At 67.7% G+C, this 25,793-nt stretch carries 32 protein-coding genes; 18 read left to right on the top strand and 14 right to left on the bottom strand.

All coding sequences use genetic code 11. From position 1 onward, the window contains the following. From O5M90_RS11595 to O5M90_RS11585, 3 genes are all read right to left on the bottom strand, one after another. Positions 1-306, bottom strand: a complete 306-nt coding sequence (locus O5M90_RS11595) for a hypothetical protein (protein WP_137943706.1) — start codon at positions 304-306, stop codon at positions 1-3. Positions 307-398: 92 nt separating this feature from the next. Continuing rightward, positions 399-1,172, bottom strand: coding sequence for a hypothetical protein (locus O5M90_RS11590; RefSeq protein WP_137943707.1), 774 nt, complete (start codon positions 1,170-1,172; stop codon positions 399-401). Between the two features lie 9 nt (positions 1,173-1,181). Beyond that, positions 1,182-1,844, bottom strand: a complete 663-nt coding sequence (locus O5M90_RS11585) for a TetR/AcrR family transcriptional regulator (RefSeq protein WP_269841171.1) — start codon at positions 1,842-1,844, stop codon at positions 1,182-1,184. A gap of 102 nt (positions 1,845-1,946) precedes the next feature. On the opposite strand from O5M90_RS11585, the gene O5M90_RS11580 reads away from it, so the two are divergent. The 15 genes from O5M90_RS11580 to O5M90_RS11510 all read left to right on the top strand — a co-directional run bounded on the left by O5M90_RS11580 (position 1,947) and on the right by O5M90_RS11510 (position 11,935). Next, entirely contained in the window at positions 1,947-2,876 is a 930-nt protein-coding gene (locus tag O5M90_RS11580; RefSeq protein ID WP_269841170.1) for an ABC transporter ATP-binding protein, read from the top strand. An 11-nt stretch (positions 2,877-2,887) separates the two neighbouring features. Beyond that, a complete protein-coding gene (locus O5M90_RS11575; protein ID WP_137943770.1) occupies positions 2,888-3,643 on the top strand; it encodes an ABC transporter permease in 756 nt (251 codons plus the stop codon). A gap of 16 nt (positions 3,644-3,659) precedes the next feature. After that, entirely contained in the window at positions 3,660-3,923 is a 264-nt protein-coding gene (locus O5M90_RS11570; RefSeq protein ID WP_137943710.1) for a BolA family protein, read from the top strand. 99 nt (positions 3,924-4,022) lie between these two features. Further along, positions 4,023-4,661 (top strand): ATP phosphoribosyltransferase, encoded by a 639-nt coding sequence (hisG, locus tag O5M90_RS11565; protein ID WP_262970157.1) that lies wholly within the window; start codon positions 4,023-4,025, stop codon positions 4,659-4,661. 8 nt (positions 4,662-4,669) lie between these two features. After that, the gene (hisD, locus tag O5M90_RS11560; protein ID WP_440402032.1) at positions 4,670-5,983 is read left to right on the top strand and encodes a histidinol dehydrogenase; all 1,314 of its coding nucleotides are present in this window, start codon (positions 4,670-4,672) and stop codon (positions 5,981-5,983) included. A 54-nt stretch (positions 5,984-6,037) separates the two neighbouring features. After that, positions 6,038-6,259, top strand: a complete 222-nt coding sequence (locus O5M90_RS11555) for a CopG family transcriptional regulator (protein ID WP_269841168.1) — start codon at positions 6,038-6,040, stop codon at positions 6,257-6,259. After that, positions 6,256-6,696: a PIN domain-containing protein gene (locus O5M90_RS11550; protein WP_269841167.1), complete on the top strand. Its 441-nt coding sequence runs from the start codon at positions 6,256-6,258 to the stop codon at positions 6,694-6,696. The genes O5M90_RS11555 and O5M90_RS11550 overlap by 4 nt, the downstream gene beginning before the upstream one ends. Beyond that, positions 6,684-7,763, top strand: coding sequence for a histidinol-phosphate transaminase (hisC, locus tag O5M90_RS11545; protein ID WP_269841166.1), 1,080 nt, complete (start codon positions 6,684-6,686; stop codon positions 7,761-7,763). The genes O5M90_RS11550 and hisC overlap by 13 nt, the downstream gene beginning before the upstream one ends. After that, the gene (gene hisB, locus O5M90_RS11540; RefSeq protein WP_269841165.1) at positions 7,760-8,356 is read left to right on the top strand and encodes an imidazoleglycerol-phosphate dehydratase HisB; all 597 of its coding nucleotides are present in this window, start codon (positions 7,760-7,762) and stop codon (positions 8,354-8,356) included. Before hisC ends, hisB begins: the two co-directional genes overlap by 4 nt. A 1-nt stretch (position 8,357) precedes the next feature. Continuing rightward, the gene (hisH, locus tag O5M90_RS11535; protein ID WP_269841164.1) at positions 8,358-9,005 is read left to right on the top strand and encodes an imidazole glycerol phosphate synthase subunit HisH; all 648 of its coding nucleotides are present in this window, start codon (positions 8,358-8,360) and stop codon (positions 9,003-9,005) included. Between the two features lie 74 nt (positions 9,006-9,079). After that, the gene (gene hisA / locus O5M90_RS11530) at positions 9,080-9,823 is read left to right on the top strand and encodes a 1-(5-phosphoribosyl)-5-[(5-phosphoribosylamino)methylideneamino]imidazole-4-carboxamide isomerase (RefSeq protein WP_137943716.1); all 744 of its coding nucleotides are present in this window, start codon (positions 9,080-9,082) and stop codon (positions 9,821-9,823) included. 7 nt (positions 9,824-9,830) lie between these two features. Next, positions 9,831-10,604, top strand: a complete 774-nt coding sequence (gene hisF / locus O5M90_RS11525; protein ID WP_269841163.1) for an imidazole glycerol phosphate synthase subunit HisF — start codon at positions 9,831-9,833, stop codon at positions 10,602-10,604. Then, the gene (gene rsmD, locus O5M90_RS11520) at positions 10,601-11,158 is read left to right on the top strand and encodes a 16S rRNA (guanine(966)-N(2))-methyltransferase RsmD (protein WP_269841162.1); all 558 of its coding nucleotides are present in this window, start codon (positions 10,601-10,603) and stop codon (positions 11,156-11,158) included. The genes hisF and rsmD overlap by 4 nt, the downstream gene beginning before the upstream one ends. A gap of 13 nt (positions 11,159-11,171) precedes the next feature. Then, complete coding sequence (gene coaD, locus O5M90_RS11515; RefSeq protein WP_262970149.1) at positions 11,172-11,669, top strand: pantetheine-phosphate adenylyltransferase; 498 nt, start codon at positions 11,172-11,174, stop codon at positions 11,667-11,669. Positions 11,670-11,680: 11 nt separating this feature from the next. Next, positions 11,681-11,935, top strand: coding sequence for a YfhL family 4Fe-4S dicluster ferredoxin (locus O5M90_RS11510; protein ID WP_269841161.1), 255 nt, complete (start codon positions 11,681-11,683; stop codon positions 11,933-11,935). On the opposite strand, the gene O5M90_RS11505 is transcribed toward O5M90_RS11510, so the two are convergent. Together O5M90_RS11505 and O5M90_RS11500 are read right to left on the bottom strand one after the other, a co-directional pair. Beyond that, entirely contained in the window at positions 11,936-12,478 is a 543-nt protein-coding gene (locus O5M90_RS11505; protein WP_269841160.1) for a histidine phosphatase family protein, read from the bottom strand. Beyond that, positions 12,471-13,259 (bottom strand): adenosylcobinamide-GDP ribazoletransferase, encoded by a 789-nt coding sequence (locus O5M90_RS11500; protein ID WP_269841159.1) that lies wholly within the window; start codon positions 13,257-13,259, stop codon positions 12,471-12,473. The genes O5M90_RS11505 and O5M90_RS11500 overlap by 8 nt, the downstream gene beginning before the upstream one ends. A gap of 154 nt (positions 13,260-13,413) precedes the next feature. Between O5M90_RS11500 and O5M90_RS11495 the strand changes: the two genes are divergently transcribed. From O5M90_RS11495 to O5M90_RS11485, 3 genes are all read left to right on the top strand, one after another. Beyond that, complete coding sequence (locus O5M90_RS11495) at positions 13,414-14,121, top strand: PEP-CTERM sorting domain-containing protein (protein ID WP_269841158.1); 708 nt, start codon at positions 13,414-13,416, stop codon at positions 14,119-14,121. Beyond that, positions 14,121-14,579, top strand: a complete 459-nt coding sequence (locus O5M90_RS11490) for a hypothetical protein (RefSeq protein ID WP_269841157.1) — start codon at positions 14,121-14,123, stop codon at positions 14,577-14,579. Before O5M90_RS11495 ends, O5M90_RS11490 begins: the two co-directional genes overlap by 1 nt. Positions 14,580-14,655: 76 nt before the next feature. Continuing rightward, positions 14,656-16,413, top strand: a complete 1,758-nt coding sequence (locus O5M90_RS11485; RefSeq protein WP_137943725.1) for a monovalent cation:proton antiporter-2 (CPA2) family protein — start codon at positions 14,656-14,658, stop codon at positions 16,411-16,413. An 8-nt stretch (positions 16,414-16,421) separates the two neighbouring features. On the opposite strand, the gene O5M90_RS11480 is transcribed toward O5M90_RS11485, so the two are convergent. The 9 genes from O5M90_RS11480 to bluB form a co-directional block, all read right to left on the bottom strand. After that, positions 16,422-17,756 (bottom strand): sensor histidine kinase, encoded by a 1,335-nt coding sequence (locus O5M90_RS11480; protein WP_269841156.1) that lies wholly within the window; start codon positions 17,754-17,756, stop codon positions 16,422-16,424. After that, positions 17,749-19,299: a DUF3369 domain-containing protein gene (locus O5M90_RS11475; protein WP_137943727.1), complete on the bottom strand. Its 1,551-nt coding sequence runs from the start codon at positions 19,297-19,299 to the stop codon at positions 17,749-17,751. Before O5M90_RS11475 ends, O5M90_RS11480 begins: the two co-directional genes overlap by 8 nt. Positions 19,300-19,383: 84 nt before the next feature. Further along, positions 19,384-20,424, bottom strand: a complete 1,041-nt coding sequence (cobT, locus tag O5M90_RS11470; RefSeq protein ID WP_440402031.1) for a nicotinate-nucleotide--dimethylbenzimidazole phosphoribosyltransferase — start codon at positions 20,422-20,424, stop codon at positions 19,384-19,386. After that, complete coding sequence (locus O5M90_RS11465; RefSeq protein ID WP_269841154.1) at positions 20,412-21,209, bottom strand: ABC transporter substrate-binding protein; 798 nt, start codon at positions 21,207-21,209, stop codon at positions 20,412-20,414. Before O5M90_RS11465 ends, cobT begins: the two co-directional genes overlap by 13 nt. Further along, positions 21,206-22,657 carry a cobyric acid synthase gene (locus tag O5M90_RS11460; protein WP_269841153.1) on the bottom strand — a complete coding sequence of 484 codons (1,452 nt, stop codon included), beginning with the start codon at positions 22,655-22,657 and terminating at the stop codon, positions 21,206-21,208. The genes O5M90_RS11465 and O5M90_RS11460 overlap by 4 nt, the downstream gene beginning before the upstream one ends. Then, entirely contained in the window at positions 22,654-23,628 is a 975-nt protein-coding gene (locus O5M90_RS11455; protein ID WP_269841152.1) for an aminotransferase class I/II-fold pyridoxal phosphate-dependent enzyme, read from the bottom strand. Before O5M90_RS11455 ends, O5M90_RS11460 begins: the two co-directional genes overlap by 4 nt. Further along, positions 23,625-24,563, bottom strand: a complete 939-nt coding sequence (cbiB, locus tag O5M90_RS11450; RefSeq protein ID WP_269841151.1) for an adenosylcobinamide-phosphate synthase CbiB — start codon at positions 24,561-24,563, stop codon at positions 23,625-23,627. Before cbiB ends, O5M90_RS11455 begins: the two co-directional genes overlap by 4 nt. After that, positions 24,563-25,132 (bottom strand): cob(I)yrinic acid a,c-diamide adenosyltransferase, encoded by a 570-nt coding sequence (cobO, locus tag O5M90_RS11445; RefSeq protein ID WP_269841150.1) that lies wholly within the window; start codon positions 25,130-25,132, stop codon positions 24,563-24,565. Before cobO ends, cbiB begins: the two co-directional genes overlap by 1 nt. Then, positions 25,122-25,790 carry a 5,6-dimethylbenzimidazole synthase gene (bluB, locus tag O5M90_RS11440; RefSeq protein WP_269841149.1) on the bottom strand — a complete coding sequence of 223 codons (669 nt, stop codon included), beginning with the start codon at positions 25,788-25,790 and terminating at the stop codon, positions 25,122-25,124. Before bluB ends, cobO begins: the two co-directional genes overlap by 11 nt. Between the last annotated feature and the right edge of the window lie 3 nt (positions 25,791-25,793).

Here is a 25,793-nt window from a genome sequence, read left to right as displayed (position 1 = left end):
TTACTTGGCCTTGGGGCGGCCGGCGGCGCTGGGGTAGGCCGCCATCACGCGGCCCGGGTCGGCCTTGTCCAGATAAGCGGCGTACTGCGATTCGGTGCAGGCCAGGCTCTGGCCGGCACGGTGCTCGCCCTTGTACTGGCCCTTGGCGTAGACGAAGTGGTGCTCGTCGGCGGCCGGGGTGCCGAGCTTGGCGCTGTAGCTGCTGGCGCAGTCGGCGCGCAAGGCCTGGATCTCTGGGCTGGAGGAGGCCCAGGATGCGGTGACGGCCAGCGGGGCCAGCAGCAGGGCGAGCAGGGTGTTCTTCATTTTGCGTTGGGGTGTTGGTGACGGAGCGGAGCTTAGCGTCAGGCTTTCGCGCCGGCCTCACCCTGCTTGCGGGGCGGGAAAGCCCGGAGTTTTCACTCGTCCAGCTCTTCCCGCGCCAGCTCCACGTCCAGACACTCCATCGCATCCAGCGGCTCGCAGGCCGCCGCGTCGGCATAGAGCGTCTCGGCCTCCTTCATGCGCTTGTCGCCCTCCAGCATCACCAGGCCGTTGGCCCGCTCGATCATCGCGATCGCGCTGCTGGGATTGAGCTTGACGGCCTGGGCGAACATCGCCAGGCCGGTCGCAGCATCGGCGCCCTGGGTCTTGCCCAGCAGCTTGCCGACCTTGTCGATCACCTCGGCATGGAAGGCGCCCAAGGCGATATGGGCATCGGCATGCTTGGGCGCGAGCTTGATGGTGGTCTCCAGCGCGCCCTTGACCTTGCCGCCCAGGCCCTGGGCCAGGGCCTTGGTGACGCTGATGCCCTGGCCATAGCGACCCAGCGCGTAGGCCTGCCAGTACCAGGCGTTGGGATTCTTGGGTTCGTCGGCCTGCTGGGCCTCGGCCCGGCCCGCCACCTCCAGGAACATCTCCAGCTTGGTCTGTTCCTTCTTCTCCAGGTAGTTGGCGTAGATGGCCTGGGCCTTGTTGGCGACCGTGGTGCCGGCGGCGCCTGCGGCCAGCCCGGCTTCATAGGCCTTCTGGAATTCGCCGGCATGGAAATGGATCCAGGCCTGGACCACGGCCGCCTCCTTGGGCCAGGGCTCGGCATCGCCGGCATGCAGACGCGCCCAGTGCTTCTTCAGCGCCGCCGCGTCGTACTGGTAGGCGGTGTTGTCATAGGGGAAGGCGGTCCACTTGGCCATCATCAGCTCCTAGCTATCCATCTCTTGATACTTGCCCGCCAGGGCAAACAGATGCTCGCGCGAGTTGCTCTCCAGATAGGGCAGCAACAGGCTCAGCACATGGAAGGCGCCGCGCATCAGCGCCGCACCGGCCTGGGCCGGTTCCAGCGCGTTGCGCGGGTTGCGCACATATTCGTAGCTCAGCCAGTAACTCATCAGCACCACCATCGAGTTGGCCACCGGCGGGGCCTCGCGGGCCTCCATCTTCAGCGCGCCGCCGAACTGCAGCCCGGCCAGCACCGCACGCATGGCCCGGGCCTTGCGCTCCAGCACGCTCTGGAAATGCGTCTCCAGCTTGCGATTCTTGCTCAGCAGATCGTTCAGGTCACGATAAAGAAAGCGGTGCTTCCAGATCAGCTCGATCAGCATATGGAAGAACAGCCAGGCGTCTTCGACATGGCGCACATTGTCGGCCGCGCCCAGCAACTCGCCGAGCTCGCGTTCGTAGTTGCCGAACAGCGAGTTGATCAGCTCGTCCTTGGCCGGGTAGTGGTAGTAGAGATTGCCAGGGCTGATATTGAGCTCGGCCGAGATCAGCGTGGTCGAGACATTGGGCTCGCCGAAGCGGTTGAACAAGTCCAGCGTGACTTCGAGGATGCGTTCCGCGGTACGGCGCGGTTTCTTGGTGACCATGGCGTCAATTCTGGCATCAAGGCTTGTGCGCTTTGCGCAGCCTGGCCCCGGGCAAACCCTTTGCCGAGCGGGATTGGTGGGCGCTCCCTACAATGCCCGCCCATGCCTATCCAGCCCCTGCCGGCCGACCAGCCCGCCATCAGTTTCCAGAACGTCAGCAAAACATACCGGGGAGGGCAGGTCCGGGCTCTTGACGGCGTGTCCTTCGACATCCAGCCCGGCGAGTTCTTCGGCCTGCTGGGTCCTAACGGTGCCGGCAAGACCAGCCTGATCAGCATCCTGGCCGGGCTATCGCAGGCCAGCGGCGGCGCGGTCAAGGTGCTCGGCCACGATGTGGTGAGCGACTATGCGGCGGCGCGCAAGGCCCTGGGCATCGTGCCGCAGGAGCTGGTGTTCGATCCCTTCTTCAGCGTCCGGGAGTCGTTGAAGATCCAGAGCGGCTATTTCGGTGTGAAGGGCAACGAGGCCTGGATCGACGAGCTGCTGGAGAACCTCGGCCTGGCCGACAAGGCCAACGCCAATATGCGCCAGCTCAGCGGTGGCATGAAGCGCCGCGTGCTGGTAGCCCAGGCCCTGGTGCACCGCCCGCCGGTCATCGTGCTGGACGAGCCCACCGCCGGCGTCGACGTCGAGCTGCGCCAGACGCTGTGGGCCTTCATCGCGCGCCTGAATCGTGAGGGCCACACGGTGCTGCTGACCACGCACTATCTGGAGGAAGCCGAGGCCCTGTGCCAGCGCATCGCGATGCTCAAGCAGGGCCGCATCGTCGCGCTGGACAGCACCTCCGAGCTGCTCAAGGGCAAGGCCTCGACGATGCTGCGCTTCAAGACCGATGCGGCGCTGCCGGCCGCGCTGCTCGACCAGTCGCGCGTCACCGGGCGCATCGTGCAGATCAAGGCCCATGACGCGGCTGAGGTCGAGACCATTTTGTCGACCTTGCGCGCGGCGGGCTGCCCGGTCGAAGACCTGGAGATCGGCCGCGCCGATCTGGAAGACGTGTTTCTGGAAATCATGCAAGGAGCCCATCAATGAGCGCCATCCGTTTGCAAGGCGCTCGGACGCTGTTCTACAAGGAAGTGCTGCGCTTCTGGAAGGTCAGTTTCCAGACCGTCGCCGCGCCGGTGCTGACCGCCGTGCTCTATCTGCTGATCTTCGGCCATGTGCTGGAGGATCATGTGAAGGTCTATGACTCGGTCGGCTACACCAGCTTCCTGATCCCGGGCCTGGTGATGATGAGCGTGCTGCAGAACAGCTTTGCCAACAGCTCCTCGTCCTTGATACAGAGCAAGATCACCGGCAATCTGGTCTTCCTGCTGGTGACGCCGCTGTCGCACTGGGCCTGGTTCGTTGCCTATGTCGGCGCGTCCATCGTGCGCGGCCTGGTGGTCGGGCTGGGCGTGATCGTCGTGACCTTCTGGTTTGCGCCTCCGGGCCTGGCCAATCCCTTGTGGATCGTCACCTTCGCCGTGCTGGGCGCCGCCATCATGGGCAGCTTGGGCCTGATCGCGGGGCTGTGGGCGGAGAAGTTCGACCAGATCGCTGCTTTCCAGAACTTCATCATCATGCCGATGACCTTTCTGTCCGGCGTGTTCTATTCGATCAAATCGCTGCCGCCGTTCTGGCAGGGCGTCAGCCATTTGAACCCTTTCTTTTACATGATCGACGGCTTCCGGCGCGGCTTCTTCGGTGTCAGCGATGTCTCGCCCTGGATCAGCCTGGGCCTGGTCGGCGTGAGCTTCCTGGCGCTCGCGGCCCTGGCGCTGGAACTGCTGCGCCGCGGCTACAAGATCCGCTCTTAGTAGAATCCTGCTCACCATGGCCGATCCCACTCCCCAAGAAGTTCAGCAATTCATCGCCAACGGCCTGCCCTGCCAAGCGCTGCAGGTCGAGGGCGACGGCCGGCATTTCTTCGCCACCATCGTCTCCACCGAGTTCGAAGGCCTGTCCCGTGTGCGCCGCCATCAGCGCGTGTACCAGGCCCTGGGTGACCGCATGCGCGAGCAGATCCACGCGCTGTCGATGAAAACACTGACGCCGGCCGAGCACGCTGCTTCCCCGGCCGAGCACCATCATTCCTGAGCGCCATCCGCTTTTCTGCAAGCGGGTGGCGGCGAGGCGCCGCTAGGTGAACCCGCTGCCGTCCCGCTGAACCCGATTCACAAGGACGACAGACGCACCATGATCACCCTGGCTCTCTCCAAAGGCCGCATCTTCGACGACACCCTGCCGCTGCTGCGCGCCGCCGGCATCGAGGTGCTGGAAGACCCCGAGACCTCGCGCAAGCTGATTCTGGCGACCAGCAATCCCGAGGTCCGCATCGTGATGGTGCGTGCCTCCGACGTGCCCACCTATGTCCAGCATGGCGGCGCCGATCTGGGCGTGGCCGGCAAGGACATCCTGATCGAGCATGGCGGCGCGGGCCTCTACCAGCCGCTGGACCTGAACATCGCGAAGTGCCGCGTCAGCGTGGCGGTGCGCCAGGGTTTTGATTACGCGGGCGCCGTCCGGCAGGGCTCGCGCATCCGCGTGGCCACCAAGTACACCGAGATCGCGCGCCAGCATTTCGCCGAGAAAGGCGTGCACGTCGATCTGATCAAGCTCTACGGCTCGATGGAGCTGGCGCCGCTGACGGGCCTGGCCGACGCCATCGTCGATATGGTCTCCACCGGCAACACCCTGCGCGCCAACCACTTGAGCGAGGTCGAGTTCATCATGGACATCTCGGCCCGCCTGGTTGTCAACCAGGCCGCGCTGAAGCTCAAGCGCGAACCGCTGCGCCGTCTGATCGACGCTTTCGCCTCTGCCATCCCGAAGTGAGCCGCATGATGTCCTTGAAGCTCCGCCAACTGAATACCGCCAGCCCCGACTTCGAAGCCGAGTTCCAGCGTGTGCTGCACTGGTCGGCCGAGACCGATTCGGCCATCGAAACCCGCGTGGCCGAGATCCTGGCCGATGTGCGTGCCCGCGGCGATGCGGCCGTGCTGGCGTACACGGCCCGCTTTGACGGCCTGCAGGCCGACACGGTGGCCGCGCTGGAACTGACGCGCGAGGAACTGAAGGCTGCCTTCGAGGCCATCAGCCCGGCCCAGCGCGGCGCGCTGCAGGCCGCTGCCGAGCGCGTGCGCAGCTATCACGAGCGCCAGAAGCAGGCCTGCGGCCTGAGCTGGAGCTATCGCGACGAGGACGGCAGCCTGCTGGGGCAAAAAGTGACCCCGCTGGACCGTGTCGGCATCTATGTGCCCGGTGGCAAGGCCGCCTACCCGAGCAGCGTGCTGATGAATGCGATTCCTGCCCAGGTGGCCGGCGTGCCCGAGATCATCATGGTGGTGCCGACGCCCAAGGGGGAGAAGAACCCGCTGGTGCTGGCCGCCGCCTATGTGGCGGGCGTGCACCGCGCCTTCACGATAGGCGGCGCCCAGGCCGTCGCGGCGCTGGCCTATGGCACGGCGACGGTGCCGCGCGTCGACAAGATCACCGGCCCCGGCAATGCCTATGTGGCCAGTGCGAAGAAGCATGTGTTCGGCCAGGTCGGCATCGACATGATTGCCGGTCCCAGCGAGATCCTGGTGCTGGCCGATGGCACGACGCCGCCGGACTGGGTGGCGATGGACCTGTTCAGCCAGGCTGAGCACGACGAACTGGCGCAGAGCATCTTGCTGTGCCCGGACGCGGCCTATATCGAGCAGGTGCGCGAGGCTATCGAGCGCCTGCTGCCGACGATGCCGCGCGAGGCGGTGATCCGCGCTTCGTTGGAAGGCCGTGGCGCCTTGATCCAGACCCGCTCTATGGACGAGGCCTGCGAAATTTCCAACCGCATCGCGCCCGAGCATCTGGAAGTGTCCAGCGCCGATCCGCACCGCTGGGAACCGCTGCTGCGCCACGCCGGTGCGATCTTCCTCGGCGCCTACACCAGCGAGTCGCTGGGCGACTACTGCGCCGGCCCCAACCATGTGCTGCCGACCTCGGGCACCGCGCGCTTCTCCTCGCCGCTGGGGGTGTATGACTTCCAGAAGCGTTCGAGCCTGATCGAGGTCAGCGAGGCCGGGGCCCAGAAGCTGGGGCCGATTGCTGCCGAACTGGCTTATGGCGAAGGCCTGCAAGGGCATGCACGGGCGGCGGAGATGCGCTTGAAAAACTGAGATGAAATGAACACGAAGTTCGTGTAACACGAATTTCGTGTTAAATTTCAAGCCATGAAGAACGTGACCGTCAGCATGGAGGACAGCGTCGCCGAATGGGCCCGGCTGGAGGCCGCGCGACGCAATACCAGCGTGTCCCGCCTGGTCGGCGAGATGCTGGCCGAGAAGATGCGGCATGACGACGCCTATCAGCGGGCGCTGCAGGACTGGCTGCACCGCGAGCGTTCCTGGGTTTCGGACGGTGCGGCCTATCCGGCGCGGAGCGCTGAAAAATGAAGCCCGTGTTTGTCGACACCTCGGTGCTGATACTTAGCGAGGACGGCGCCGATCCCGAGGCCCGGGCCAAGGCCCTGGCCTGGCTGATGCTGCTGTGGCAGCAGCGCGCCGGCCGGGTCTCGACCCAGGTGCTCAACGACTTCTACCGCCTGGTCACGACCCGCATCCAGCCGTCCATGCCCAATGGCGATGCCCGCGCCGAGGTGCGGCGCTACCAGCGCTGGAATCCCTGGGCGATCGACCATGCGACGGTCGAGAGCGCCTGGTCGATCGAGAGCCGCTTCGGCCTGGCCTATGCCGACGCGCTGATCGTCGCGGCCGCCAAGGCCCAGGGCTGCGAGCTGCTCCTGAGCCTGGAACTGCCGCATGAGCAGCAGCTCGATAGCGTGCGAATCCTCAACCCCTTGCAGAGCGAGCCCAGCGCATGGACCGTCTGACGCAACAAAGCCTGGCTCGCATCCGTGACGATGTGCGCGCCACCCAGGCCTATCCGGTGCAAAGCGCCGCCGGCCTGATCAAGCTGGACACGATGGAGAACCCGTTCCGGCTGCCCGAGGCGCTGCAGCGCGAGCTGGGCGAACGCCTGGGCCGGGTCGCGATCAACCGCTACCCTGCGGCGCGCACCGGCGTGCTGGCCGCCGCGCTGGCCGCACATGCCGGCATGCCGGCGGGCTGCGCCATCACGCTGGGCAATGGTTCGGACGAGATCATCACCATGCTGGCCATGGCGATCAGCCGCCCCGGCGCGAAGATCCTGTCGCCGCTGCCCAGTTTCGTGATGTACGAGATCTCGGCCCGTTACCAGGGCCTGGGCTTTGTCGGCGTGCCGCTGACGGCCGATTTCGAGCTCGACGAGGCGGCGATGCTGGCCGCGATCGCGGAGCAGCAGCCGGCCCTGATCTATCTGGCCTATCCGAACAACCCGACCGCCAATCTGTGGGATGCCGGCGTTATCGAGCGCATCATCGAGGCGGCACCAGGCCTGGTCGTGATGGACGAGGCCTACCAGCCCTTTGCCGAGCGCGATGCGATGGGCCTGTTGGCCAGGTATCCGCATGTGCTGGTGATGCGCACGATGAGCAAGTTCGGCCTGGCCGGCGTGCGCATCGGCTACCTGATCGGGCAGCAGGCGCTGATCCAGGAAATCGACAAGGTCCGCCCGCCCTTCAATATCGGCGTGCTGAACGCCGAGGCCGGGCTGTTCGCGCTGGAGCATGCCGAGGTCTATGCGCAGCAGGCCGAGATCCTGCGCGCCGAACGCGAGCGCCTGCTGGCCGAGCTGGCGCAAATGCCCGGCATCCGGCCTTATCCGAGCCAGGGCAATATGATTCTGGCCAGGGTGGCCGACGCGGCACGCAGCTTCGACGCGATGAAGGCCCGGGGTGTGCTGATCAAGAATGTCTCGGCCATGCACCCGCTGCTGGCCAACTGCCTGCGCATCACGGTGGGCACGCCCGAGGAAAACGCGGCGATGCTGGCCGCACTGAAAGAGAGTCTGTCATGAGCGCCCCACGCATTGCCGAAGTCAGCCGCAACACCAAGGAAACCCAGATCAGGGTGCGCGTCAATCTGGACGGCACGGGCGAGGCCAAGCTCAACACCGGCATCGGTTTCTTCGACCACATGCTGGACCAGATCGCCCGCCACGGCCTGATCGATCTGGACATCGAGGCCAAGGGCGACCTGCACATCGATGGCCACCACACGGTCGAGGATGTGGGCATCACCTTGGGGCTGGCCGTGGCCCAGGCCATCGGCGACAAGAAGGGCATCACCCGCTACGGCCACAGCTATGTGCCGCTGGACGAGGCGCTGTCGCGCGTGGTGGTTGATTTCTCCGGCCGCCCGGGCCTGCAGATGGACTGCAAATTCACCGCCGGCAGCATCGGTGCTTTCGACACCCAGCTGACCTTCGAGTTCTTCCAGGGCTTTGTCAACCACGCGCTGGTCAGCCTGCATGTCGACAACCTGAAGGGCCACAACGCCCACCACCAGGCCGAGACCATGTTCAAGGCTTTCGGTCGCGCGCTGCTCATGGCGATGACCCTGGATCCGCGCAGCGCGGGCGTGATCCCCTCGACCAAGGGAAGTCTCTGAGATGAGCCGTACCGTTGCGGTTGTCGATTACGGCATGGGCAATCTGCGCTCGGTGTCGCAGGCCGTGCTGCATGTGGCGCAGGACTCGGGCCTGGACGTGGTGATCACCGCCAGGCCCGAGGAGGTCTATGCCGCCGAGCGGGTCGTGCTGCCAGGTCAGGGCGCGATGCGTGACTGCATGCGCGAGCTGGCCGACTCCGGTCTGAAGGAGGCCGTGCTCGACGCCGCCGCGAACAAGCCGCTGATGGGCGTCTGCGTCGGCATGCAGATGCTCCTGGACCACAGCGAGGAACAGGACACGCCGGGCCTGGGTCTGATCCCGGGCCAGGTCAGGCGTTTCAGGCTCGAAGGCCAGATCCAGCCCGACGGCAGCCGCTACAAGGTGCCGCAGATGGGCTGGAATCGTGTGCGCCAGAGCCGGCCCCACCCGATCTGGGCCGGCGTGCCCGACGAATCCTGGTTTTATTTCGTGCACAGTTTTTATGCGCAGCCGTTAGATGCGCACCACAGCGCGGGGGAAACCGAGTACGGCCTGCGCTTTACCTGTGCGGTGGCCCGGGATAATATTTTTGCTACCCAATTCCACCCTGAGAAAAGTGCCGCGCTCGGGCTTGCCCTGTATCGCAACTTCCTGCTTTGGAAGCCTTGAGGACATCCACGTCTTCTTCCCCTGCACTTGGTCTCGTCCCTCTTCTCCCATTTCTCACCACCCCTGCCTCGGCCATGCTGCTGATCCCTGCGATTGACCTGAAAGACGGCAAGTGTGTTCGCCTTGAACAAGGCGACATGAATGTCTCCACCACCTTTGGCGAGGACCCCGCCGCGATGGCCCGAAGATGGGTGGACGCCGGCGCGCGCCGCCTGCATCTGGTGGACCTCAACGGGGCCTTCGCCGGCAAACCGGTCAATGAACCGGCCATCAAGGCCATCCTGCGCGAGGTCGGCAGCGAGATCCCGGTGCAGCTGGGTGGCGGCATCCGCGACCTCGACACCATCGAGCGCTACCTCGATGACGGCCTGAGCTACATCATCATCGGCACGGCTGCGGTCAAGAACCCCGGCTTTCTGCAGGACGCGGCCACCGCGTTCGGCGGCCACATCATCGTCGGCCTCGATGCCAAGGACGGCAAGGTCGCGACCGACGGCTGGAGCAAGCTGACCGGCCACGAGGTGATCGATCTGGCCAAGAAGTTCCAGGACTACGGTATCGAGGGTGTGATCTACACCGATATCGGCCGCGACGGCATGCTGACCGGCATCAATATCGAGGCCACCGTCAAGCTGGCGCGGGCGCTGACCATCCCGGTGATCGCTTCCGGCGGCCTGTCGAATATGGCCGATATCGAGGCGCTGTGCGCGGTCGAGGACGAGGGCGTCGAGGGCGTGATCTGCGGCCGTGCCATCTACACCGGCGCGCTCGACCTGGCCGCTGCCCAGGTGCGCGCCGACGAGCTGAGCCGGGGCTGAGCGGGCGATGCTGGCCAAGCGCATCATCCCCTGCCTGGATGTGACCGGCGGTCGCGTCGTCAAGGGCATCAACTTCCTGGAGCTGCGCGACGCCGGTGATCCGGTCGAGATCGCCGCCCGCTACAACGGGCAGGGTGCCGACGAGCTGACCTTTCTGGACATCACCGCGACCAGCGATGGCCGCGACCTGATCCTGCACATCATCGAGGCCGTCGCCAGCCAGGTCTTCATCCCGCTGACGGTGGGTGGTGGCGTGCGCGAGGTGGCCGATGTGCGGCGCCTGCTGAACGCCGGGGCCGACAAGGTCAGCTTCAACTCGGCCGCGATCGCCAATCCGCAAGTCATCCGCGATGCGTCCGAGAAGTACGGCGCCCAGTGCATCGTCGTCGCGATCGATGCCAAGCGTCGCGCTGATGGTGATTCACGTGGCCAGGGCTGGGATGTCTACAGCCATGGCGGCCGCAAGAACACCGGCCTGGATGTCGTGAGCTGGGCCAGGCAGATGGCCGAGCATGGCGCCGGCGAGATCCTCTTGACCAGCATGGACCGTGACGGCACCAAGAGCGGCTTCGACCTGGCGCTGACCCGCGCCGTCAGCGACGCGATCAATGTGCCGGTGATCGCCTCCGGCGGTGTCGGCTCGCTGGACGATCTGGCCGACGGCGTGCAGCAAGGCGGCGCCGATGCGGTGCTGGCCGCCAGCATCTTTCACTACGGACAGCACACGGTCGGCGAGGCCAAGGCCTTGATGGCGGCGCGTGGGATTCCTGTTCGTCAATGAGTGAGGTTCGCATCATTGGCGGCCAGTGGAAGCGCTCGAAGCTTCCAGTGGCCACCAAACCGGGCTTGCGTCCGACCTCCGACCGCGTGCGCGAAACCCTGTTCAACTGGCTGGGCCAGGACCTCGTTGGCTGGCGGGTGCTCGATGCCTTTGCCGGCAGCGGCGCGCTGGGCTTCGAGGCGGCATCGCGCGGTGCCGACGAGGTGATGCTGCTCGAGCGTGACGCCGAGCTGGTGCGCAGTCTGAAGGCCAGCGCCCTGCGGCTGAAGGCCGAGCAACTGCGCGTCGAATGCACCGATGCACTGGGCTGGATGACACGCTCGGCGCCGGCCCGTTTCGAGCTCGTGTTGCTCGACCCGCCATTCGGCCAGGACTTGTTCGAGGCCGCCTTGCGTGCCGCCACGCCGCTGCTGGTGGACGGTGGCCTCATCTATCTGGAAGCGCCGGATCTGATCGCGGCGCCACCCGAACTGGGGCTCGAAGTCTGGAAATCGGGCCGGGCGGGGGCTGTTCACTACCAGTTGCTGCGGCGCGGGGATAATCCGGGCGTCTAACCAGGAGCGCCGTTTGACCTCTGTGACTGTTCTCACCGCCGTCTATCCCGGCACCTTCGATCCGATGACGCTGGGTCATGAGGATCTGATCCGCCGTGCCAGCCGCTTGTTCGAGCGGCTGATCATCGCGGTGGCGGCCGGCCATCACAAGCGCACGATGTTCACGATCGAGGAGCGCCTGGCGATGGCCCAGGAGCTGTCGTCCAAGTACCCGAATATCGAGGTGATCCCCTTCCGCGGCCTGCTGCGCGACTTCGTCATCGAGAACGGCGGCAAGGTGGTGGTGCGCGGCCTGCGCGCCGTCAGCGACTTCGAGTACGAATTCCAGATGGCCGGCATGAACCGCCAGCTGATGCCCGATGTCGAGACCGTCTTCCTGACCCCCTCGGACCATTACCAGTTCATCTCCAGCACCTTTGTGCGCGAGATTGCCACCTTGGGCGGTGATGTTTCCAAATTCGTGTCACCCTCGGTGCGCGCGCGTTTGGAAGAGCGCATCAAGAAAGGTTGAGTGGTAGTTTTATGGCGCTGATGATCACGGACGAATGCATCAACTGCGATGTCTGCGAGCCCGAGTGCCCTAACCAGGCGATCTCGATGGGCGAGGAGTTCTACCAAATCGCTCATGACAAGTGCACCGAATGCGTCGGCCATCATGAAGAGCCGCAGTGCGTGGCGCTGTGCCCGGTGGCCTGCATCCCGGTCAACCCGGCCCATATCGAAAGCCGCGAGACTCTGATGCAGAAGTATCTGCGGCTGACGGCCCAGGCCGCCTGATCAGACAAGCCGCCAGAGCTGGCCGTAGCGCGGTGCGGCCGGCCAGTCGGCGGCCGATGCCGGCGGCGGCCTGCCCTCCGACACCCAGCGTCTGGCCAGCATCCAGCCGCCGTGGCTGACCACCAGCGCCGGTGTCTGCACCGACCACGCACCGGCCCTGGCCAGCAGCGCATTCAGCGCCTCGCCGCCGCCCGGCGCATAAGCACCGAAGTCCGCACACCAGGCATCGACTTCGGCCTGGCCGATGGCCTGCCAGGTCTTGCCCTCCCAGCGGCCGAAGTCCAGTTCCAGCAGGGCCGCATCGACCCGGTGGGTCCAGCCCCAGCGCCGCAGCCAGGCGCCGACCTCGCGGCAGCGCCGCAGCGGCGAGCTGTGGATGCAATGCGGCAGGCGCTCGCGCCGGGCCGTGGCCTGGATGCGGCGGGCCAGGCGCTTGGCGCGGCGCCAATGCACCGGCAGATCGGTGCCGGCGCCGATGCAGCGTCCGGCGGCCCCTTCTGGCCTCGGATGGCGCCAGGCCCAGACCTGCTGGTCTTCAGACATGGGCCAGCCAGGCCAGCAGCGCGGCCAGTTCCACCACCTGTTGCGTGGCGCCCAGGTTGTCGCCGGTATAGCCGCCCAGGCGCCGGTTCAGCCAGGCCTGCATGGCCCGGGTCGCGACGGCGGCCGCCAGCACGGCCAGGCCCAGCTGTGACAGCCACTGCGGCTGCTGCCAGGCGATCCCCAGGCTCAGCAGCAGCACCCAGAGCAAGGCGGTCAGCAGCGTCGCGATGCTGGCCTGGGTGGCCAGCGGCTTGGCTTTGGCATGATCCGCATCGCCGGCATAGGGCAGGGCGCGTATCAGCCAGACCGGCGCGGCCCGCGAGGCGCAGTGGGCCCAGACCAGGGCCGTCATCGCCAGCAGCCAGTCCTGCTCCACGAGAGAGACCAGCACGGCCGCCTTAAGCCCCAGCATCAGGATCAGCCCCAGCGCGCCATAGCTGCCGATGCGCGAGTCCTTCATGATCAGCAAGGCCTTGTCGCGGCTGACCGCGCCCCCCAGGCCGTCGCAGGTATCGGCCCAGCCGTCCTCGTGGAAGCCGCCGGTCAGCCAGACGCCGGCCGCCATCGCCAGGCCTACCGCCACGCCGGCCGGCCACAGCCATAGCGCGGCCCACAGCACCAGCGCGCTGAAGGTCCCGACCAAGAGGCCCACCAGCGGGAAATGGCGCGCGCAATGCTGCAGCCACAGCGGCTCGAAACCCACCCAGCGCGGAATCGGCACCCGGGTGAAGAATTGCAGGGCGATGAAGAACAGACGGAGTTCGTGGAGGACGAGGCGCATGCGCGGGTGAGAGCGGGGGGCCGGCCGATTATCGTCGGGGCGCCTGGCGAGCCGCAGCGGCTTCGTTTCTCGGGATTGATGCCGGTCGGGCTCTTGGATAAGGTGCGGCCGTGATCAAGCCCTGTCCATCTGCATCCTCATGCCGGAGAACCCTATGAAGCCGCCCATTCTCAAATCAAGCCTCCGTCTGGCCGCCGCCGCCGCGCTCGCTGTGGCGCAGGCCGCCAGCTGGGCCGCGGACGGCTTTGTGACGACCAACGAGGCCAAGCTGGATGCGATCTTCTCGCAGGCAGGTTTTGCCGCTGCCGACAGGATAGACATTCGTTTCAACAGCCAGACAAGCGTCATCGATGCCAGCCTGACCTCGATCGACAGCTTTGCCGATTGGAACAAGATGGCCGGGCTGGCGGTCAACCTCGATGCGCCCGTCGTCAATATGTTCTTTGTCGACAAGGTGCGCTGGTGCGGCGATCCGGGCAGCAATATCGTCGGCTGCGCGGACACGCCCGGCAACCTGATGGCGCTCGACTCCAGCTGGGCGGCCCATGCGAGCCTCGGCGGCAATCTGCTCGCTCATGAACTGGCCCACAACCTGGGGCTGGGTCATGTGCTGCCGAACAATGGCAGCAATCTGATGAACCCCACGCTGTCGGCCAGCTTTGCGCTGACCGCCGCCCAGATCACCACTATCCTGGGCAGCGCCCTGGTGCAAAGCGATGCGCAGGGCAAGTTCATCACGATCCAGCCGATCGCCGTGCTGGCTACCGCGCCGGTGCCCGAGCCCGCCAGCTGGGCCATGCTGCTGCTGGGCGGTGTGCTGCTGGTCGGCGCGACACGCGGGCGCGGCCTGGGCCAGGCCTGATGTGGCTGGCCCGCTGGCTGAGCTGGCTGTCGCTGCTGTGGGGCGTCACCCTGGCCACCGCTGAGCCGCTGCCGCGCCGCGATCTGGGCGGTTTCTCGCTGCAGCTGCCGGCGACCGTGGTGCAGCAGGCCGGCGGCATCGACTCGAAAGCGGGCCGGCTGCATGGCGATGGTTTGCTGATCGACTACGACCTCGGCCTGTACAGCGATCCCCTGCTGAACCGCGACGGCGTCAGCGGCTACGAGGAGAAGCCGGTGCTGGTGGACGGCCGGCCGGCACGGCTGGTGCGCTGGCGGCAGCAAGACTCGACGCGCTACTTCATCGGCCTGCACCTGCCGGAGCTGCGCGTGACGCCGATGGGTCCGATCCGGCTGACCCTGCTGGCTCAGACCAGCGAGGCGAACCGGCTTGACGAGATCCAGACCTTGCTGCTGAGCCTGCGCCTGACTAAGCACTGATATCCCGCCATCGCGGCTGCAGGGAGAATGCGCAGGCTGATCCGGCGTGATCGGCTTGACGTTCGAAAGGGAAGAGATGGCGGCAGAGGGAAGTGCAGGGGACCTGATCAAGGTCGTGACACTGCTGGGTGCGGCGGTGGTGGCGGTGCCGTTGTTCAAGCGATTGGGTCTGGGCTCGGTGCTGGGCTATCTGGCGGCCGGCCTGGTCATCGGGCCCTTCGGCCTGGGCCTGTTCAGCGATGCGCAGACGATTCTGCACATCGCCGAGCTGGGCGTCGTGATGTTTCTGTTCGTCATCGGCCTGGAGATGCGGCCCTCGCATCTGTGGGCCTTGCGCCGCGCCATCTTTGGCCTGGGCAGCCTGCAGGTGGTGGTCTGCGGCGCCTTGCTGACCGGGGTCGGCCTGGCCTTTGGTTTCCCGCTGGACGTGTCCTTTGTCAGCGCGATGGGCTTTGTGCTGACCTCGACCGCCATCGTGATGCAGCTGCTCGGCGAGCGCGGTGACAGCGCCGCACCGCGCGGGCAGAAGATCGTCGCCATCCTGCTGTTCGAGGACCTGCTGATCGTGCCGCTGCTGGCCCTGGTGGCCTTTATCGCGCCGACCTCGGCCGCTGCGCCGGCGGCGGCCGGCTCGCGCTGGGGCGCGGTGCTGCTGGGCCTGGGTGCGCTGGCGGCCCTGGTGGCCGTCGGCCTGTGGCTGCTGAACCCGCTGTTCCGGGTGCTGGCGCGCGCCAAGGCGCGCGAGGTGATGACGGCCGCGGCCCTGCTGGTGGTGCTGGGCGCGGCCCTGCTGATGCAGCTCGGTGGCTTGTCGATGGCGCTGGGTGCCTTCCTGGCCGGGGTGCTGCTGTCGGAGTCGAGCTTTCGCCATCAGCTGGAGGCCGATATCGAACCCTTCCGCGGTCTGCTGCTGGGGCTGTTCTTCATCGGCGTCGGCATGGCGCTGGACCTGGCGGCGGTGGCTCAGAACTGGCAGCTGATCATCGCCGGCGTGCTGGCGATGATGGTGGTCAAGACCCTGTGCATCTATGCGGTGGCGCGCCTGGCGCGGGCCTCGCACGCCGATGCGATCGACCGCGCGGTGCTGATGGCCCAGGGCGGCGAGTTCGCCTTCGTGCTCTATGCGGCGGCGCTGGCGGCCGGCGTCATCGATGCCGAGGTCAATGCGAACATGACGGCCATCGTCGTGCTGTCGATGGCGCTGACCCCGCTGACCGTGCTGGCGCTGCGCCGCCTGACGCCCAAGATCAAGCCCTCGATGGAGGGCATAGAGCGGCCCGAGAACCTGGCCGCCAGCGTGCTGATCATCGGCTTCGGCCGTTTCGGCCAGGTGGCCAGCCAGGCGGTGCTGGCGCGCGGTGCCCAGATCACCATCATCGACAACGACACCGAGGTGATACGCGACGCCGCCGAGTTCGGCTTCAAGGTCTACTACGGCGACGGCGACCGCGCCGATGTGCTGCATGCGGCCGGCGCCCACCATGCGCGCGTGATCCTGGTCTGCATCAACGACAAGGCGGCGGTCAGCCGCATCGTCGAGCAGGCGCGCATGAGCTGCGCCCAGGCCAAGCTGCTGGTACGGGCCTATGACCGCGAGCATGCGCACGAGCTGCTGAAGGCCGATGTCGACTACCAGATCCGCGAGACCTTCGAGTCGGCCATGGCCTTGGGCCGCGAGGCGGCCCTGGCCACCGGCGCAACGCCGGACGAGGCCGACGAGGTGATGAGCGAGGTGCGCCGGCGTGATACCGAGCGTTTCGAGCTGGAGGCGGTCGGCGGCATCTTCGCCGGCCGGGCGATGATTCTGGGCAATGTGCCGGCCAAGGACGCCTGAGGCCGCGCTCAGACGCTGTTGCGCGGCAGCCTGATCACCAAGCCCAGGCCCGCGCCGGGTTCCGTATCCAGCTGCACCGAGCCGCCCAGGCGCTGGCTGAGGGTCTGCACGATGTGCAGGCCCAGGCCCGAGCCGCCGTCGCCGCGCTTGGTGCTGAAGAAGGGCTCGAACAGGCGTGGCCGTATCTCGTCGGGCACGCCGTTGCCGTTGTCGCGCAGGCGCAGCTCGACATCGTCCTTGCCCGCCTCGCGCAGCCGTATCGCGATGCGGCGCTCGGACCGGCCCTCGAAGGCATGGGTGATCGCATTGAGCAGCAGGTTCGAGATGATTTGCGACAGCATGCCGCCCGCCATGCGCACCGGCAGCCGCTCCGGCGCGTCCAGCAGCACCTCGACCTCGGCCTTGCGCAGCACCGGTTGATGGGTGCGGATGATGGCGCGCAGATAGTCGACCAGGTCCAGTGGCAGGGCCAGCTCGCTGCTCTGGTCCACCGCCAGGGTCTTGAAATTGCCCACCAGCGTGGCGGCCCGGGCCAGATTGCTGCACACCAGACCCGCCGCGCTCTCGATGCGCCGTGCCAGGCCCTGCAGCTCGCTGCGGCTGACCTTGTCGCGCGCCAGCATGGCCAGCATCTCGCGCGCGAACTCCTCCATGCCCGAGGCCGCCGTCACCGCGATGCCGATCGGCGTGTTGACCTCGTGCGCGACCCCGGCCACCAGGCCGCCCAGCGCGGCCAGCTTCTCGCGCTCCACCAGCGTGGCCGTGGCATGGCGCAGCTCCTCGGTGCGCGCCAGCACCAGGCCCTCCAGCTCGGCTTCGCGGTCCTGGTGCTGCAGCTCGGCGGCGCCGCGGGCCGCAAAGATCGACAGCAGGGACAGGGCCAGCAGATGCTTGTCGGCATCGATCTCGCGTTTGTCCAGCGCCACCAGAATGCCCAGGCTGGCGCCCGTGGTGCCCACCATGGGCATGCCCACATAGCTTTGGGCCCCCATCTCGCCGAGCAGATGGTCGTCCGGATAGGCCTGCTGCACGCCGCAGGCGTAGAAGCACATGCTCTGGTCGGCGACATTGCTGCAGGGCGTGCCCTTCAGCGAGTAGCTCATATTCGGCAGCCAGTCGGCACCACCCCAGACCGCCAGGGTCTGCACACCCTCGCCATCCTCGAACGGGATCAGCCGGCCGGCGATCACATAGGCCACATCCAGCGCGGCGGCCAGATCCTTGACCAGCACCCGGAAGAAGGCCTCGCCCTGCACGCGCGAGGTCGACAAGGTGATCGAGCGCAGCGCGGCCTCGGCCAGCCGGCGCTTCTCGGCTTCGCTGAAGCGTGGCGTCTCAGGCATCGGGGTAGCGCTCGTAGATGCTGCGCAGCTCGGGCAGGCGCTCCAGCAGCAGGCTCACCAGCTTGGGGTCGAACTGGCGGCCGGACTCGGCGCGCAGATAGTCGATGGCCTGCTCGAAAGGCCAGCGCTGCTTGTAGCAGCGGGTGCTGACCAGCGCGTCCATCACATCGGCCAGCGCGACGATGCGGCCGACGATATGGATCTGCTCGCCGGCCAGGCCGCGCGGATAGCCCTGGCCGTCCCAGCGCTCATGGTGCTCGTGGGCGATGGTCGCGCCCAGCTGCAGGATGCGCTTGTCGCTTTTGCTGAGCAGCTCGTAGCCGATGCGGGCATGGGTCTTCATGACCTCCCATTCCTCCTCGTCGAGCTTGCCCGGCTTGTTCAGCACCCGGTCCGGGATGCCGATCTTGCCGACATCGTGCAGCGGCGCGGCCTGGCGCAGAAACTCCACATCCGAAGCCGCCAGGCCCACCGCATCGCCCAGCAGCGCCGACAGCTCGGCGACACGGCGCACATGCGAGCCGGTTTCCTTGGAGCGCTTCTCGACCGCTTCGCCGAGGATGAAGACGGTGGAGCGCTGGGTTTCCTGGATCTCCTCGCGCAGCAGCAGGGTCTCGTAGGTGATCGCGACATTGGCGCAGAAGATTTCCAGCAGCTCGCGAGCCGTCTCGTCGACCGGTTCGGAAAACACCATATAGAGCAGGCTCTCGTTGCCGGTGCTGCTGCGGTAGTAGCCGACGAAGTGATAGTCGTCGAAATGGCTTTGCTGTGAACTCAGCGCCCGGTTCAGCGCGTCACGCACCTCGGTGGGCAGGGCGTCCAGTTCCTCCTCGACCAGCAGGCGTGAATACTCGGCGGTGGCCGCCAGCACCTTGAGCCTGCCCTCGACATGCGAGGCCGCATAGGCCGACACCCGGCTGGCGCTGAAGCCCTGGGCGTCCAGGCCCAGCAGATGCGAGACCTGCTCCAGCACCGCCGAGGCGAAGCGGCGCAGGTTCTGCGAGTCATAGACCTTGGTGATCGCATCGATGGAGCGGCGCAGCGCCTGGCGCGAGGCCTCGATGATCATGATGTCGCGATAGCTGCGCAGCGCCGAGTAGAAGACCGTGATCAGCTTGCGCTTGGTCAGCTCGGTCTTTTCCTTGTAGTCATTGATGTCATAAGTCTTGATGACATGCTCTTCGGGCGCCTGGCCCGGCTGGCCGGTGCGCAGCACGATGCGCACATGGTGGTTCTGCTGCACCTCGCGGATATGGCGGGCCAGATCCAGCCCGGCATGCTCGCTCTCCATCACGACGTCCAGCAGTATCAGTGCGATGTCCTGGCGATGCGCCAGCAGCTCGCGCGCCTCGACGCCGCTGTAGGCATCGAGGAACTGCAGGCGCCGGCCGGCAAACTCGAAGTCGGCCATCACCAGCTGGGTGACCTCGTGGACGGCCGGGTCGTCGTCGACGATCATCACGATCCAGGGCTCCAGCGTCTTGCTGGCCCGGCCCGTCGGCTGCAGCGGCGGTGATTCGTCCGCGAACACCAAATCCGTCATGGCGACCCTCCATCTCAGGTCGGACCATTATTAGTTTTGTCGCCAGCCGGCTGTCCAGCTAAAAAGACAGAACAATCACCGGCTTCAGTGTTTTTTCTCGCTGACCCCGGCCGATTCGAAGCTGGCCATCTCGGTCAGGATGCGGCAGGCCGACTCCAGCAGCGGCCAGGCCAGCGCCGCGCCCGAGCCCTCGCCCAGGCGCAGGCCCAGGTCGATCAGCGGCTCGGCGCCCAGCGCTTGCAGCATCAGCCCATGGCCGGCCTCCTGCGAGGCATGGGCGAACACGCAGCGTTCCAGCACGGCCGGCTGCAGCTTGGCCGCCACCAGCACCGCCGCGCCGCAGATGAAGCCGTCGACGACGATGACGCGCCGCTCCAGCGCCGCCTGCAGCACCGCGCCCACCATCATCGCGATCTCGAAACCGCCGAAGGCCGCCAGCGCCGCCAGCGGCGTGGCCGCCTCGCCATGGCGCTGCAGCACCTGGCGCAGGATGTCGGTCTTGTGCTGCAGCTGTGCATCGTCAAGACCTGTCCCCCGGCCGGTGCAGTCGGCAATCGGCAGGCCTTGCAGCCGCGCCAGCAGCAGGGCCGCCGCCGAGCTGTTGCCTATGCCCATCTCGCCCAGCAGCAGCACATTGCCCGGCTGCTTGTGCAAGAGGTTCTTGCCGGCGGCAATCGCGGTGGCGCACTGGTCGGCGCTCATCGCCGGGCCGGCCAGCGCATCGGCCGTGCCGGGCGCGATCTTGGCGATGATCAGACCCTCGCGCGGTGCGAAGTCGTGGGCCACGCCGGCATCCACCACGCTCAGGGCCAGGCCGTGCTGGCGCGCCAGCACGCTGACCGCCGCGCCGCCGGCCAGGAAGTTCTCGACCATCTGCCAGCTGACATCGCTGGGATAGGCCGACACGCCGCGCGCCGCCAGGCCGTGGTCGCCGGCGAACACCATCAGCTGCGGCTCGCGCAGTTGCGGTGTCTCGCTGCCGAGGATCAGGCCGAGGCGTAGCATCAGCGTCTCCAGCCGGCCCAGGGCGCCCAGCGGCTTGGTCTTGATGTCGATGCGGCGCTGCAGGGCGGCGGCGAGGGCGGCGTCGTGCAGCGGGGCGATGGTGGGGATCAGGTCTTGCATGCGAGGGCCTCGGCGGTGGTCTGGATGGCGGCCTGCAGTTGGCGGGCGCCGCGTTCGATGGCGGCCGGTCCTGGGGCCAGGATGTCGGCGGACTTGATTTCGGCGAGCCGGGCATTCAGCGCGGCAAAGCCAGGGCGGGCCAGCACCTTGTCGGGCACGAAGCGCTTGCCGCACCAGGAGCCCAGGATCAGCTGGGGCGCGGCGGCCAGCACCGTGTCGGCATCGACGATGCGTTGCCGCGCGAAGCCGGCGCGCGAGCGTTCGGCGAACACATCCTCGCCGCCGGACAGCGCGATCAGCTCGCTGACCCAGCCGATGCCGCAGATCATGGGCTCGTCCCATTCCTCGAAATACACGCGCGGCCGGCAGGGCAGGGCGGCCGCAACGGCGGCGATCTCGTCCTGGCAGGACTGCAACTGCCGGTTCAGCGTCAGCGCCTGCTGAGGGCGGCCGACCAGCTCGCCCAGGCGCAGCACCATGGCATGGATGCCGGCAATGCTGCGCTGGTCGAACCACAGCGTGGCCAGTCCGGCGCGCTCGCATTCATCGAGCAGCGGGCGCTGCAGGTCCGAGAAGCCGATCACCAGATCCGGCTGCACCGCCAGCAGGCGTTCGAGCTTCATGCTGGAAAAGCCGCTGATCTTGGGCTTCTCGGCGCGCGCCTCGGGCGGGTGGACGGTGTAGCCGGAGATGCCAGCTATATGGTCCTGGGCGCCGAGGCGGTACAGCACCTCCACGGCCTCGGTGGACAGGCAGGCGATGCGCTGTGGGATCGGGCCGCTCATCGGATCAGCGCCATCAGCCGGCCCGGCTCGAAATGCGTGTCGATGTAGTCGGCCAGGCCGTCGAACACGCTGTCCAGCGTCGGCAGGCCCAGACCGAACAGCGCGGCCATCACGGCCGGCTGTTCGAACAGGCCGTGGGCATAGCAGCCCAGCACCGAGCCCTGCTGCCAGCCGATCGCTTCGCCGGTGTCGCTGCGCACCGCCACGCGCGCCGTCGGCAGCGAGGGATGCTGGGCCGTGCGGCCGTGGTGGATCTCGTAGCCCTGGGCCTGGATGCCGCTCAGGGTCTGCCAAGCCCCGTCGAGTTCTGCCTCGAAGCGCAGCTCGGCCGGGCGCAGCAGCTTTTCGCGCTCGAACTGCGTCACCAAGGGCAGCAGGCCCAGTCCCGGTCCATTGCCGTCCAGGCCGTGCGGATCCAGCAAGGCTTCGCCCAGCATCTGCAGGCCGCCGCAGATGCCCAGCACTGGCTTGTTCGCGGCAGCATGGCGGGCGACCACTTCATCGAGCTTCTGGGCGCGCAACCAGGCCAGATCGGCGGCCACGGCCTTCGATCCCGGCAGGATGATCCAGTCGGCGCCGTCCAGCTCGGCCGGCGTGCGGGCCCAGACCAGGCGCACGCCGGGCAGGCTGCGCAGCGGCTGGAACTCGTCGAGGTTGGACAGGCGCGGGTAGGCGACGACGGCGATCTTCAGACCCGAGCCCGAGGGCGTGTCGTCGAATACGCCGTCCTCTTCCGGCAGCCCATGGCCGCGCCACATCGGCAGCACCGCGACGGTGGGCACGCCGGTCAGCGCCTGCAGCTGCTCGGGCCCCGGCGCCAGCAGCGCGGCATCGCCGCGGAAGCGGTTCAGCACAAAGCCCTTGATCAGCGCGCGCTCGTGGGCCGGCAGCAGCTGATGGGTGCCGTACAGGTGGGCAAAGGCGCCGCCGCGGTCGATGTCGGTGACCAGCAGGCAGGCGGCCTTGGCCTCCAGCGCGGTGCGCATATTCACATAGTCGCTGGCATGCAGATTGATCTCGGCCGGCGAGCCGGCGCCCTCGATCACGAGCACATCGTTCTCGGCCAGCAATTCGTGCAGCGCTGCTCGTGCGGTGGGCCAGATCTTCTCGCTGCGGCCGCGCCAGGGCATCGCGCCCAGCTCGGCGCTGACCTCGCCCATCAGCACCACCTGGCTGCGGGTATCGGCCTCGGGCTTCAAAAGCACTGGGTTCATCCGCACCTCGGGCGTGCGACGCGCAGCCAGGGCCTGAAAGTACTGGGCGCTGCCGATCTCGCCCATGCGCCCGTTCAGGCCGGGCACGACCCGCGCGTTATTGCTCATGTTCTGCGCCTTGTAGGGCGCCACCTTGAGCCCCTGGCGGGCATACCAGCGACACAGCGCGGTGGCCAGCCAGCTCTTGCCGGCGCCACTGGTCGTGCCCAGAACCATCACAGCCTTGGCCGTCATTGCGTGATCACTTTCTTCAATGCCAGCTGCGATTGTGGCGGCAGGGTCGCGACGCGCACCCAGCCCGGCAGGCCGAAGGAGCTGGCGTCACGCAGCTTGATGCCATGGGCGCGCAGGGCCTCGTGGTCCAGCGGCGCGGCCGGCCGGGCCAGCCAGAAGGGCGTGCAGCTCTCGCGCTGCTGCCAGCTCAAGCGCGCCAGCATCTCGCGCTGCTGCACGCTCCAGCGCCGCAGCTGGGCGCGCGAGTCGGCCAGCCAGGCCTGGATCTCGGGGCGGTGCAGCTGCATCAGCAAGACCTGGCCCTCGGCCGACAGCACCCAGCTGGCCGCCAGCTGCCCCATGCTTTGCGTCAGAGCACCTTCGTCGGGCGCAATCTGGTAGGCGGCGCGCACGCCGGTGTGGCCTAGGGCCTTGTTGGGGCAGTGCAAGGCCCAGCAGTTCGATGGCAGCGCCGGCGCCATGCCGGCCAGGCGCAGCGGCTCGTAGGCGCGGTCCAGCACGGTCAGCGCCGCGCGCGCGGCGACGGCCGCGATCTGCGCGCTGGCCAGGCTCTCGCCGGTCGGGTTGCAGGGCTCGCAGATCCAGACCATGGCCTCGCTGCCGAGCTCTTGCAGCAGCTGCGTGACATTCGCATAGGGCCGCACGCGCAGGCCCAGTGCCTGGGCCGCTGCCGCATAGTCGCCGAAGCCGGGCGAGGGCACCCAGACCTCGCGCAGCCCCTGCAGCAGCGCGGCCAAGCTCAGCCGGCGTATCGCCTCGGCGCCGCCGGAGGCCGGCAGGATGCGCTCGGGCGGTACACCATGGGCGCGGCCCAGCTGCTCGCGCAGCGCCAGGTAATGCGGGTCCGGGTAGCGGCACCGGTCGGCCGCTTGCAAGGCCGCTCTCAGCGAAGCCGGTGCCGGCAGCGGGTTCGCATTGGTCGAGAAGTCGTGCAGCAGGGGCGGGCCGCTGTCACTGCCACCGTGGGTCATGTCGGCAACCTCAGGCTCAGGGCCGCGAAGGCAAGCAGCAGCGCACAGGCCAGCATCGCGCGCCGGGCCAGGCCGGCCGCACGCTGCAGATCGGCGCCCTGCGGCGCGGCGCCGGCGTCGTTGAGGCTGTAGACGCCCGGCTTGGCCAGGCGCAGATTCAAGCGCAGCGCCATCGCCGCCATCGGCCAGCCGCTATTGGGCGAGGGCGTGCGCCGCGCCTCGCCGGCCAGACGCAGCAACAGCGCCGGGCGCAGGCCCATCAGCGCCAGCGCGGTGAGGCGGGCCGGTATCCAGCTCAGCACATCGTCGGCGCGCGCGGCCCACTTGCCCGACCATTCGCGATGATCGCGATAGCCCCACATCGCATCGGCGGTGTTGGCAAAGCGGTAGACCGCAGCGCCGGGCAGGCCGGCGATCACGAACCAGAACAGCGGCGCGACGACCGAGTCGTTGAGGTTCTCGGCCAGGGTCTCGATCGCGGCCTCGCGCACCTCGACCGCATCGAGCGCGGCGGTGTCGCGGCTGACCAGGCGCGCCAGCTGGGCCCGCCCGGCCAGCAGCGATTCACCGAGCGCGCGCTCCACCGCCAGCACCTCGTCGACCAGCATGGCCCAGGCCAGCAGCGGCTTCAGCAGCAGGCCCAGCACCAGCGCGCCGCCCAGCAGCGCCGGCCAGGAGGTCCAGGGCTGCAGGGCCTGCATCAGCGCGATCTCCAACCCCAGTGCCAGCGCCGCGACGAGCAGCGCGCCCAGCAACCAGACCAGGGCGCCGCCGACAAAGGCAGGGGCTGGCGGCAGCGCGCTCAGCCGCGCGCCGAAGGCGTTCAGGTAGCGGCCGATGCCAACGACCGGATGCGCCCAGGCCGGTGGCTCGCCCAGCAGGCGGTCCACCAGCAGCGCGATCCCCATCGCCAGCGGCAGCAGCAGCGAGATCATCAATCTTCGATGCCGCGCTGGGCCGGCACGCCGGCCTTGAAATGGTGCTTGACCATGGCCATCTCGGTCACGGTGTCGGCCAGATCGATCAGCTCCTGCGGCGCACCACGTCCGGTCAGCACCACATGCACATGGGCCGGCCGCTCGCGCAAGCACTGCAGTACCGGCTCCAGCGCGACCCAGCCATAGCGCAGCGGATACATGATCTCGTCGAGCACGACCAGAAAGGTCTCGCCGGCGCGTATCGTCGCCTCGGCCTGGGTCCAGCCATGACGGGCCAGCTCGGCGCTGTGGTCCAGGTCCTTGCTCTTCCACGAGAAGCCGTCGCCCAGGCCGATGATGGGCACGCCCAATTGTTCGAACACCCGGTGTTCGCCGAAGCGGGCGCTGGGCACCTTCATGAACTGGTAGATCTTGACCGTCTTGCCGCGGCCATGGGCGCGCAGCGCCAGGCCGAAGGCGGCCGTGCTCTTGCCCTTGCCGGGGCCGGTGTGGACCAGGATCAGGCCACGGCGCTCGGCCGTGGGGATGATGCGTTCGCGGTCGACCGGGGGCTTCTCAATTTCCATCTTGGGCACTCCAAACATCGTTCATCAGCAACTCGTCCAGCGGCCGGCGCTGGCGCCAGTCTTCGAGCTCCAGCATCGGCGCCTCGTAAAAGCTGTCGACCGGTCCCAGGCATAGCAGGCCCAGGGGCTGCGCGCCCTCGGGCAGGCGCAGCAGCGCGGCCAGCTGGCGCGGCTCGAACATCGAGACCCAGCCCAGGCCCAGATTCTCGGCGCGCGCAGCCAGCCAGAGGTTCTGCACCGCGCAGCCCAGCGAGGCGATGGCCATCTCGCGCGGCATGCTGCGCCGGCCGAAGACGGTGCCGTCATCCGGCGGCAGCACGATGGCCAGCAGCTCGGCGCATTCGCGCAGGCCCTCGACCTTCAGGCGCAGGAACTCGTCGCTGCGCTCGCCCAGCGCTGCGGCCGTGGCCTGGCGCTCGGCCTCGACCACGCTGACGATCTGCGCGCGCAAGCCCGCAGCGCGGATGCGCAGCAGCCGCCAGGGCTGCATCAGCCCGACCGAGGGCGCCTGGTGCATGGCCTGCAGCAGGCGCAGCAATTGGGCCTCGGGCACCATCTGACCCGGCTTGAAATGCCGGGTGTCGCGGCGCAGCGCGATGGCGCGGTAGACCGCGTCGCGCTCGGTCTCATCAAACGGGTGCTGGGCGTCGGCGCTCATGGG

The sequence above is a fragment of the Paucibacter sp. M5-1 genome (assembly GCF_027498415.2).
Taxonomy (GTDB): Bacteria; Pseudomonadota; Gammaproteobacteria; order Burkholderiales; family Burkholderiaceae_C; genus Roseateles_E.
Note: the sequence above shows the minus strand (reverse complement) of the source record. Positions and strands in the feature narration are given on the sequence as shown.

Excerpts from the sequence above, each read along its gene's own strand:
- O5M90_RS11595 (WP_137943706.1), bottom strand. The coding sequence starts at position 306 with ATGAAGAACACCCTGCTCGCCCTGCTGCTGGCCCCGCTGGCCGTCACC.
- O5M90_RS11590 (WP_137943707.1), bottom strand. The coding sequence starts at position 1,172 with ATGGCCAAGTGGACCGCCTTCCCCTATGACAACACCGCCTACCAGTAC.
- O5M90_RS11585 (WP_269841171.1), bottom strand. The coding sequence starts at position 1,844 with ATGGTCACCAAGAAACCGCGCCGTACCGCGGAACGCATCCTCGAAGTC.
- O5M90_RS11580 (WP_269841170.1), top strand. The coding sequence starts at position 1,947 with ATGCCTATCCAGCCCCTGCCGGCCGACCAGCCCGCCATCAGTTTCCAG.
- O5M90_RS11570 (WP_137943710.1), top strand. The coding sequence starts at position 3,660 with ATGGCCGATCCCACTCCCCAAGAAGTTCAGCAATTCATCGCCAACGGC.
- hisG (WP_262970157.1), top strand. The coding sequence starts at position 4,023 with ATGATCACCCTGGCTCTCTCCAAAGGCCGCATCTTCGACGACACCCTG.
- hisD (WP_440402032.1), top strand. The coding sequence starts at position 4,670 with ATGTCCTTGAAGCTCCGCCAACTGAATACCGCCAGCCCCGACTTCGAA.
- O5M90_RS11555 (WP_269841168.1), top strand. The coding sequence starts at position 6,038 with ATGAAGAACGTGACCGTCAGCATGGAGGACAGCGTCGCCGAATGGGCC.
- O5M90_RS11550 (WP_269841167.1), top strand. The coding sequence starts at position 6,256 with ATGAAGCCCGTGTTTGTCGACACCTCGGTGCTGATACTTAGCGAGGAC.
- hisC (WP_269841166.1), top strand. The coding sequence starts at position 6,684 with ATGGACCGTCTGACGCAACAAAGCCTGGCTCGCATCCGTGACGATGTG.
- hisB (WP_269841165.1), top strand. The coding sequence starts at position 7,760 with ATGAGCGCCCCACGCATTGCCGAAGTCAGCCGCAACACCAAGGAAACC.
- hisH (WP_269841164.1), top strand. The coding sequence starts at position 8,358 with ATGAGCCGTACCGTTGCGGTTGTCGATTACGGCATGGGCAATCTGCGC.
- hisA (WP_137943716.1), top strand. The coding sequence starts at position 9,080 with ATGCTGCTGATCCCTGCGATTGACCTGAAAGACGGCAAGTGTGTTCGC.
- hisF (WP_269841163.1), top strand. The coding sequence starts at position 9,831 with ATGCTGGCCAAGCGCATCATCCCCTGCCTGGATGTGACCGGCGGTCGC.
- rsmD (WP_269841162.1), top strand. The coding sequence starts at position 10,601 with ATGAGTGAGGTTCGCATCATTGGCGGCCAGTGGAAGCGCTCGAAGCTT.
- O5M90_RS11510 (WP_269841161.1), top strand. The coding sequence starts at position 11,681 with ATGGCGCTGATGATCACGGACGAATGCATCAACTGCGATGTCTGCGAG.
- O5M90_RS11505 (WP_269841160.1), bottom strand. The coding sequence starts at position 12,478 with ATGTCTGAAGACCAGCAGGTCTGGGCCTGGCGCCATCCGAGGCCAGAA.
- O5M90_RS11500 (WP_269841159.1), bottom strand. The coding sequence starts at position 13,259 with ATGCGCCTCGTCCTCCACGAACTCCGTCTGTTCTTCATCGCCCTGCAA.
- O5M90_RS11495 (WP_269841158.1), top strand. The coding sequence starts at position 13,414 with ATGAAGCCGCCCATTCTCAAATCAAGCCTCCGTCTGGCCGCCGCCGCC.
- O5M90_RS11490 (WP_269841157.1), top strand. The coding sequence starts at position 14,121 with ATGTGGCTGGCCCGCTGGCTGAGCTGGCTGTCGCTGCTGTGGGGCGTC.
- O5M90_RS11485 (WP_137943725.1), top strand. The coding sequence starts at position 14,656 with ATGGCGGCAGAGGGAAGTGCAGGGGACCTGATCAAGGTCGTGACACTG.
- O5M90_RS11480 (WP_269841156.1), bottom strand. The coding sequence starts at position 17,756 with ATGCCTGAGACGCCACGCTTCAGCGAAGCCGAGAAGCGCCGGCTGGCC.
- O5M90_RS11475 (WP_137943727.1), bottom strand. The coding sequence starts at position 19,299 with ATGACGGATTTGGTGTTCGCGGACGAATCACCGCCGCTGCAGCCGACG.
- cobT (WP_440402031.1), bottom strand. The coding sequence starts at position 20,424 with ATGCAAGACCTGATCCCCACCATCGCCCCGCTGCACGACGCCGCCCTC.
- O5M90_RS11465 (WP_269841154.1), bottom strand. The coding sequence starts at position 21,209 with ATGAGCGGCCCGATCCCACAGCGCATCGCCTGCCTGTCCACCGAGGCC.
- O5M90_RS11460 (WP_269841153.1), bottom strand. The coding sequence starts at position 22,657 with ATGACGGCCAAGGCTGTGATGGTTCTGGGCACGACCAGTGGCGCCGGC.
- O5M90_RS11455 (WP_269841152.1), bottom strand. The coding sequence starts at position 23,628 with ATGACCCACGGTGGCAGTGACAGCGGCCCGCCCCTGCTGCACGACTTC.
- cbiB (WP_269841151.1), bottom strand. The coding sequence starts at position 24,563 with ATGATCTCGCTGCTGCTGCCGCTGGCGATGGGGATCGCGCTGCTGGTG.
- cobO (WP_269841150.1), bottom strand. The coding sequence starts at position 25,132 with ATGGAAATTGAGAAGCCCCCGGTCGACCGCGAACGCATCATCCCCACG.
- bluB (WP_269841149.1), bottom strand. The coding sequence starts at position 25,790 with ATGAGCGCCGACGCCCAGCACCCGTTTGATGAGACCGAGCGCGACGCG.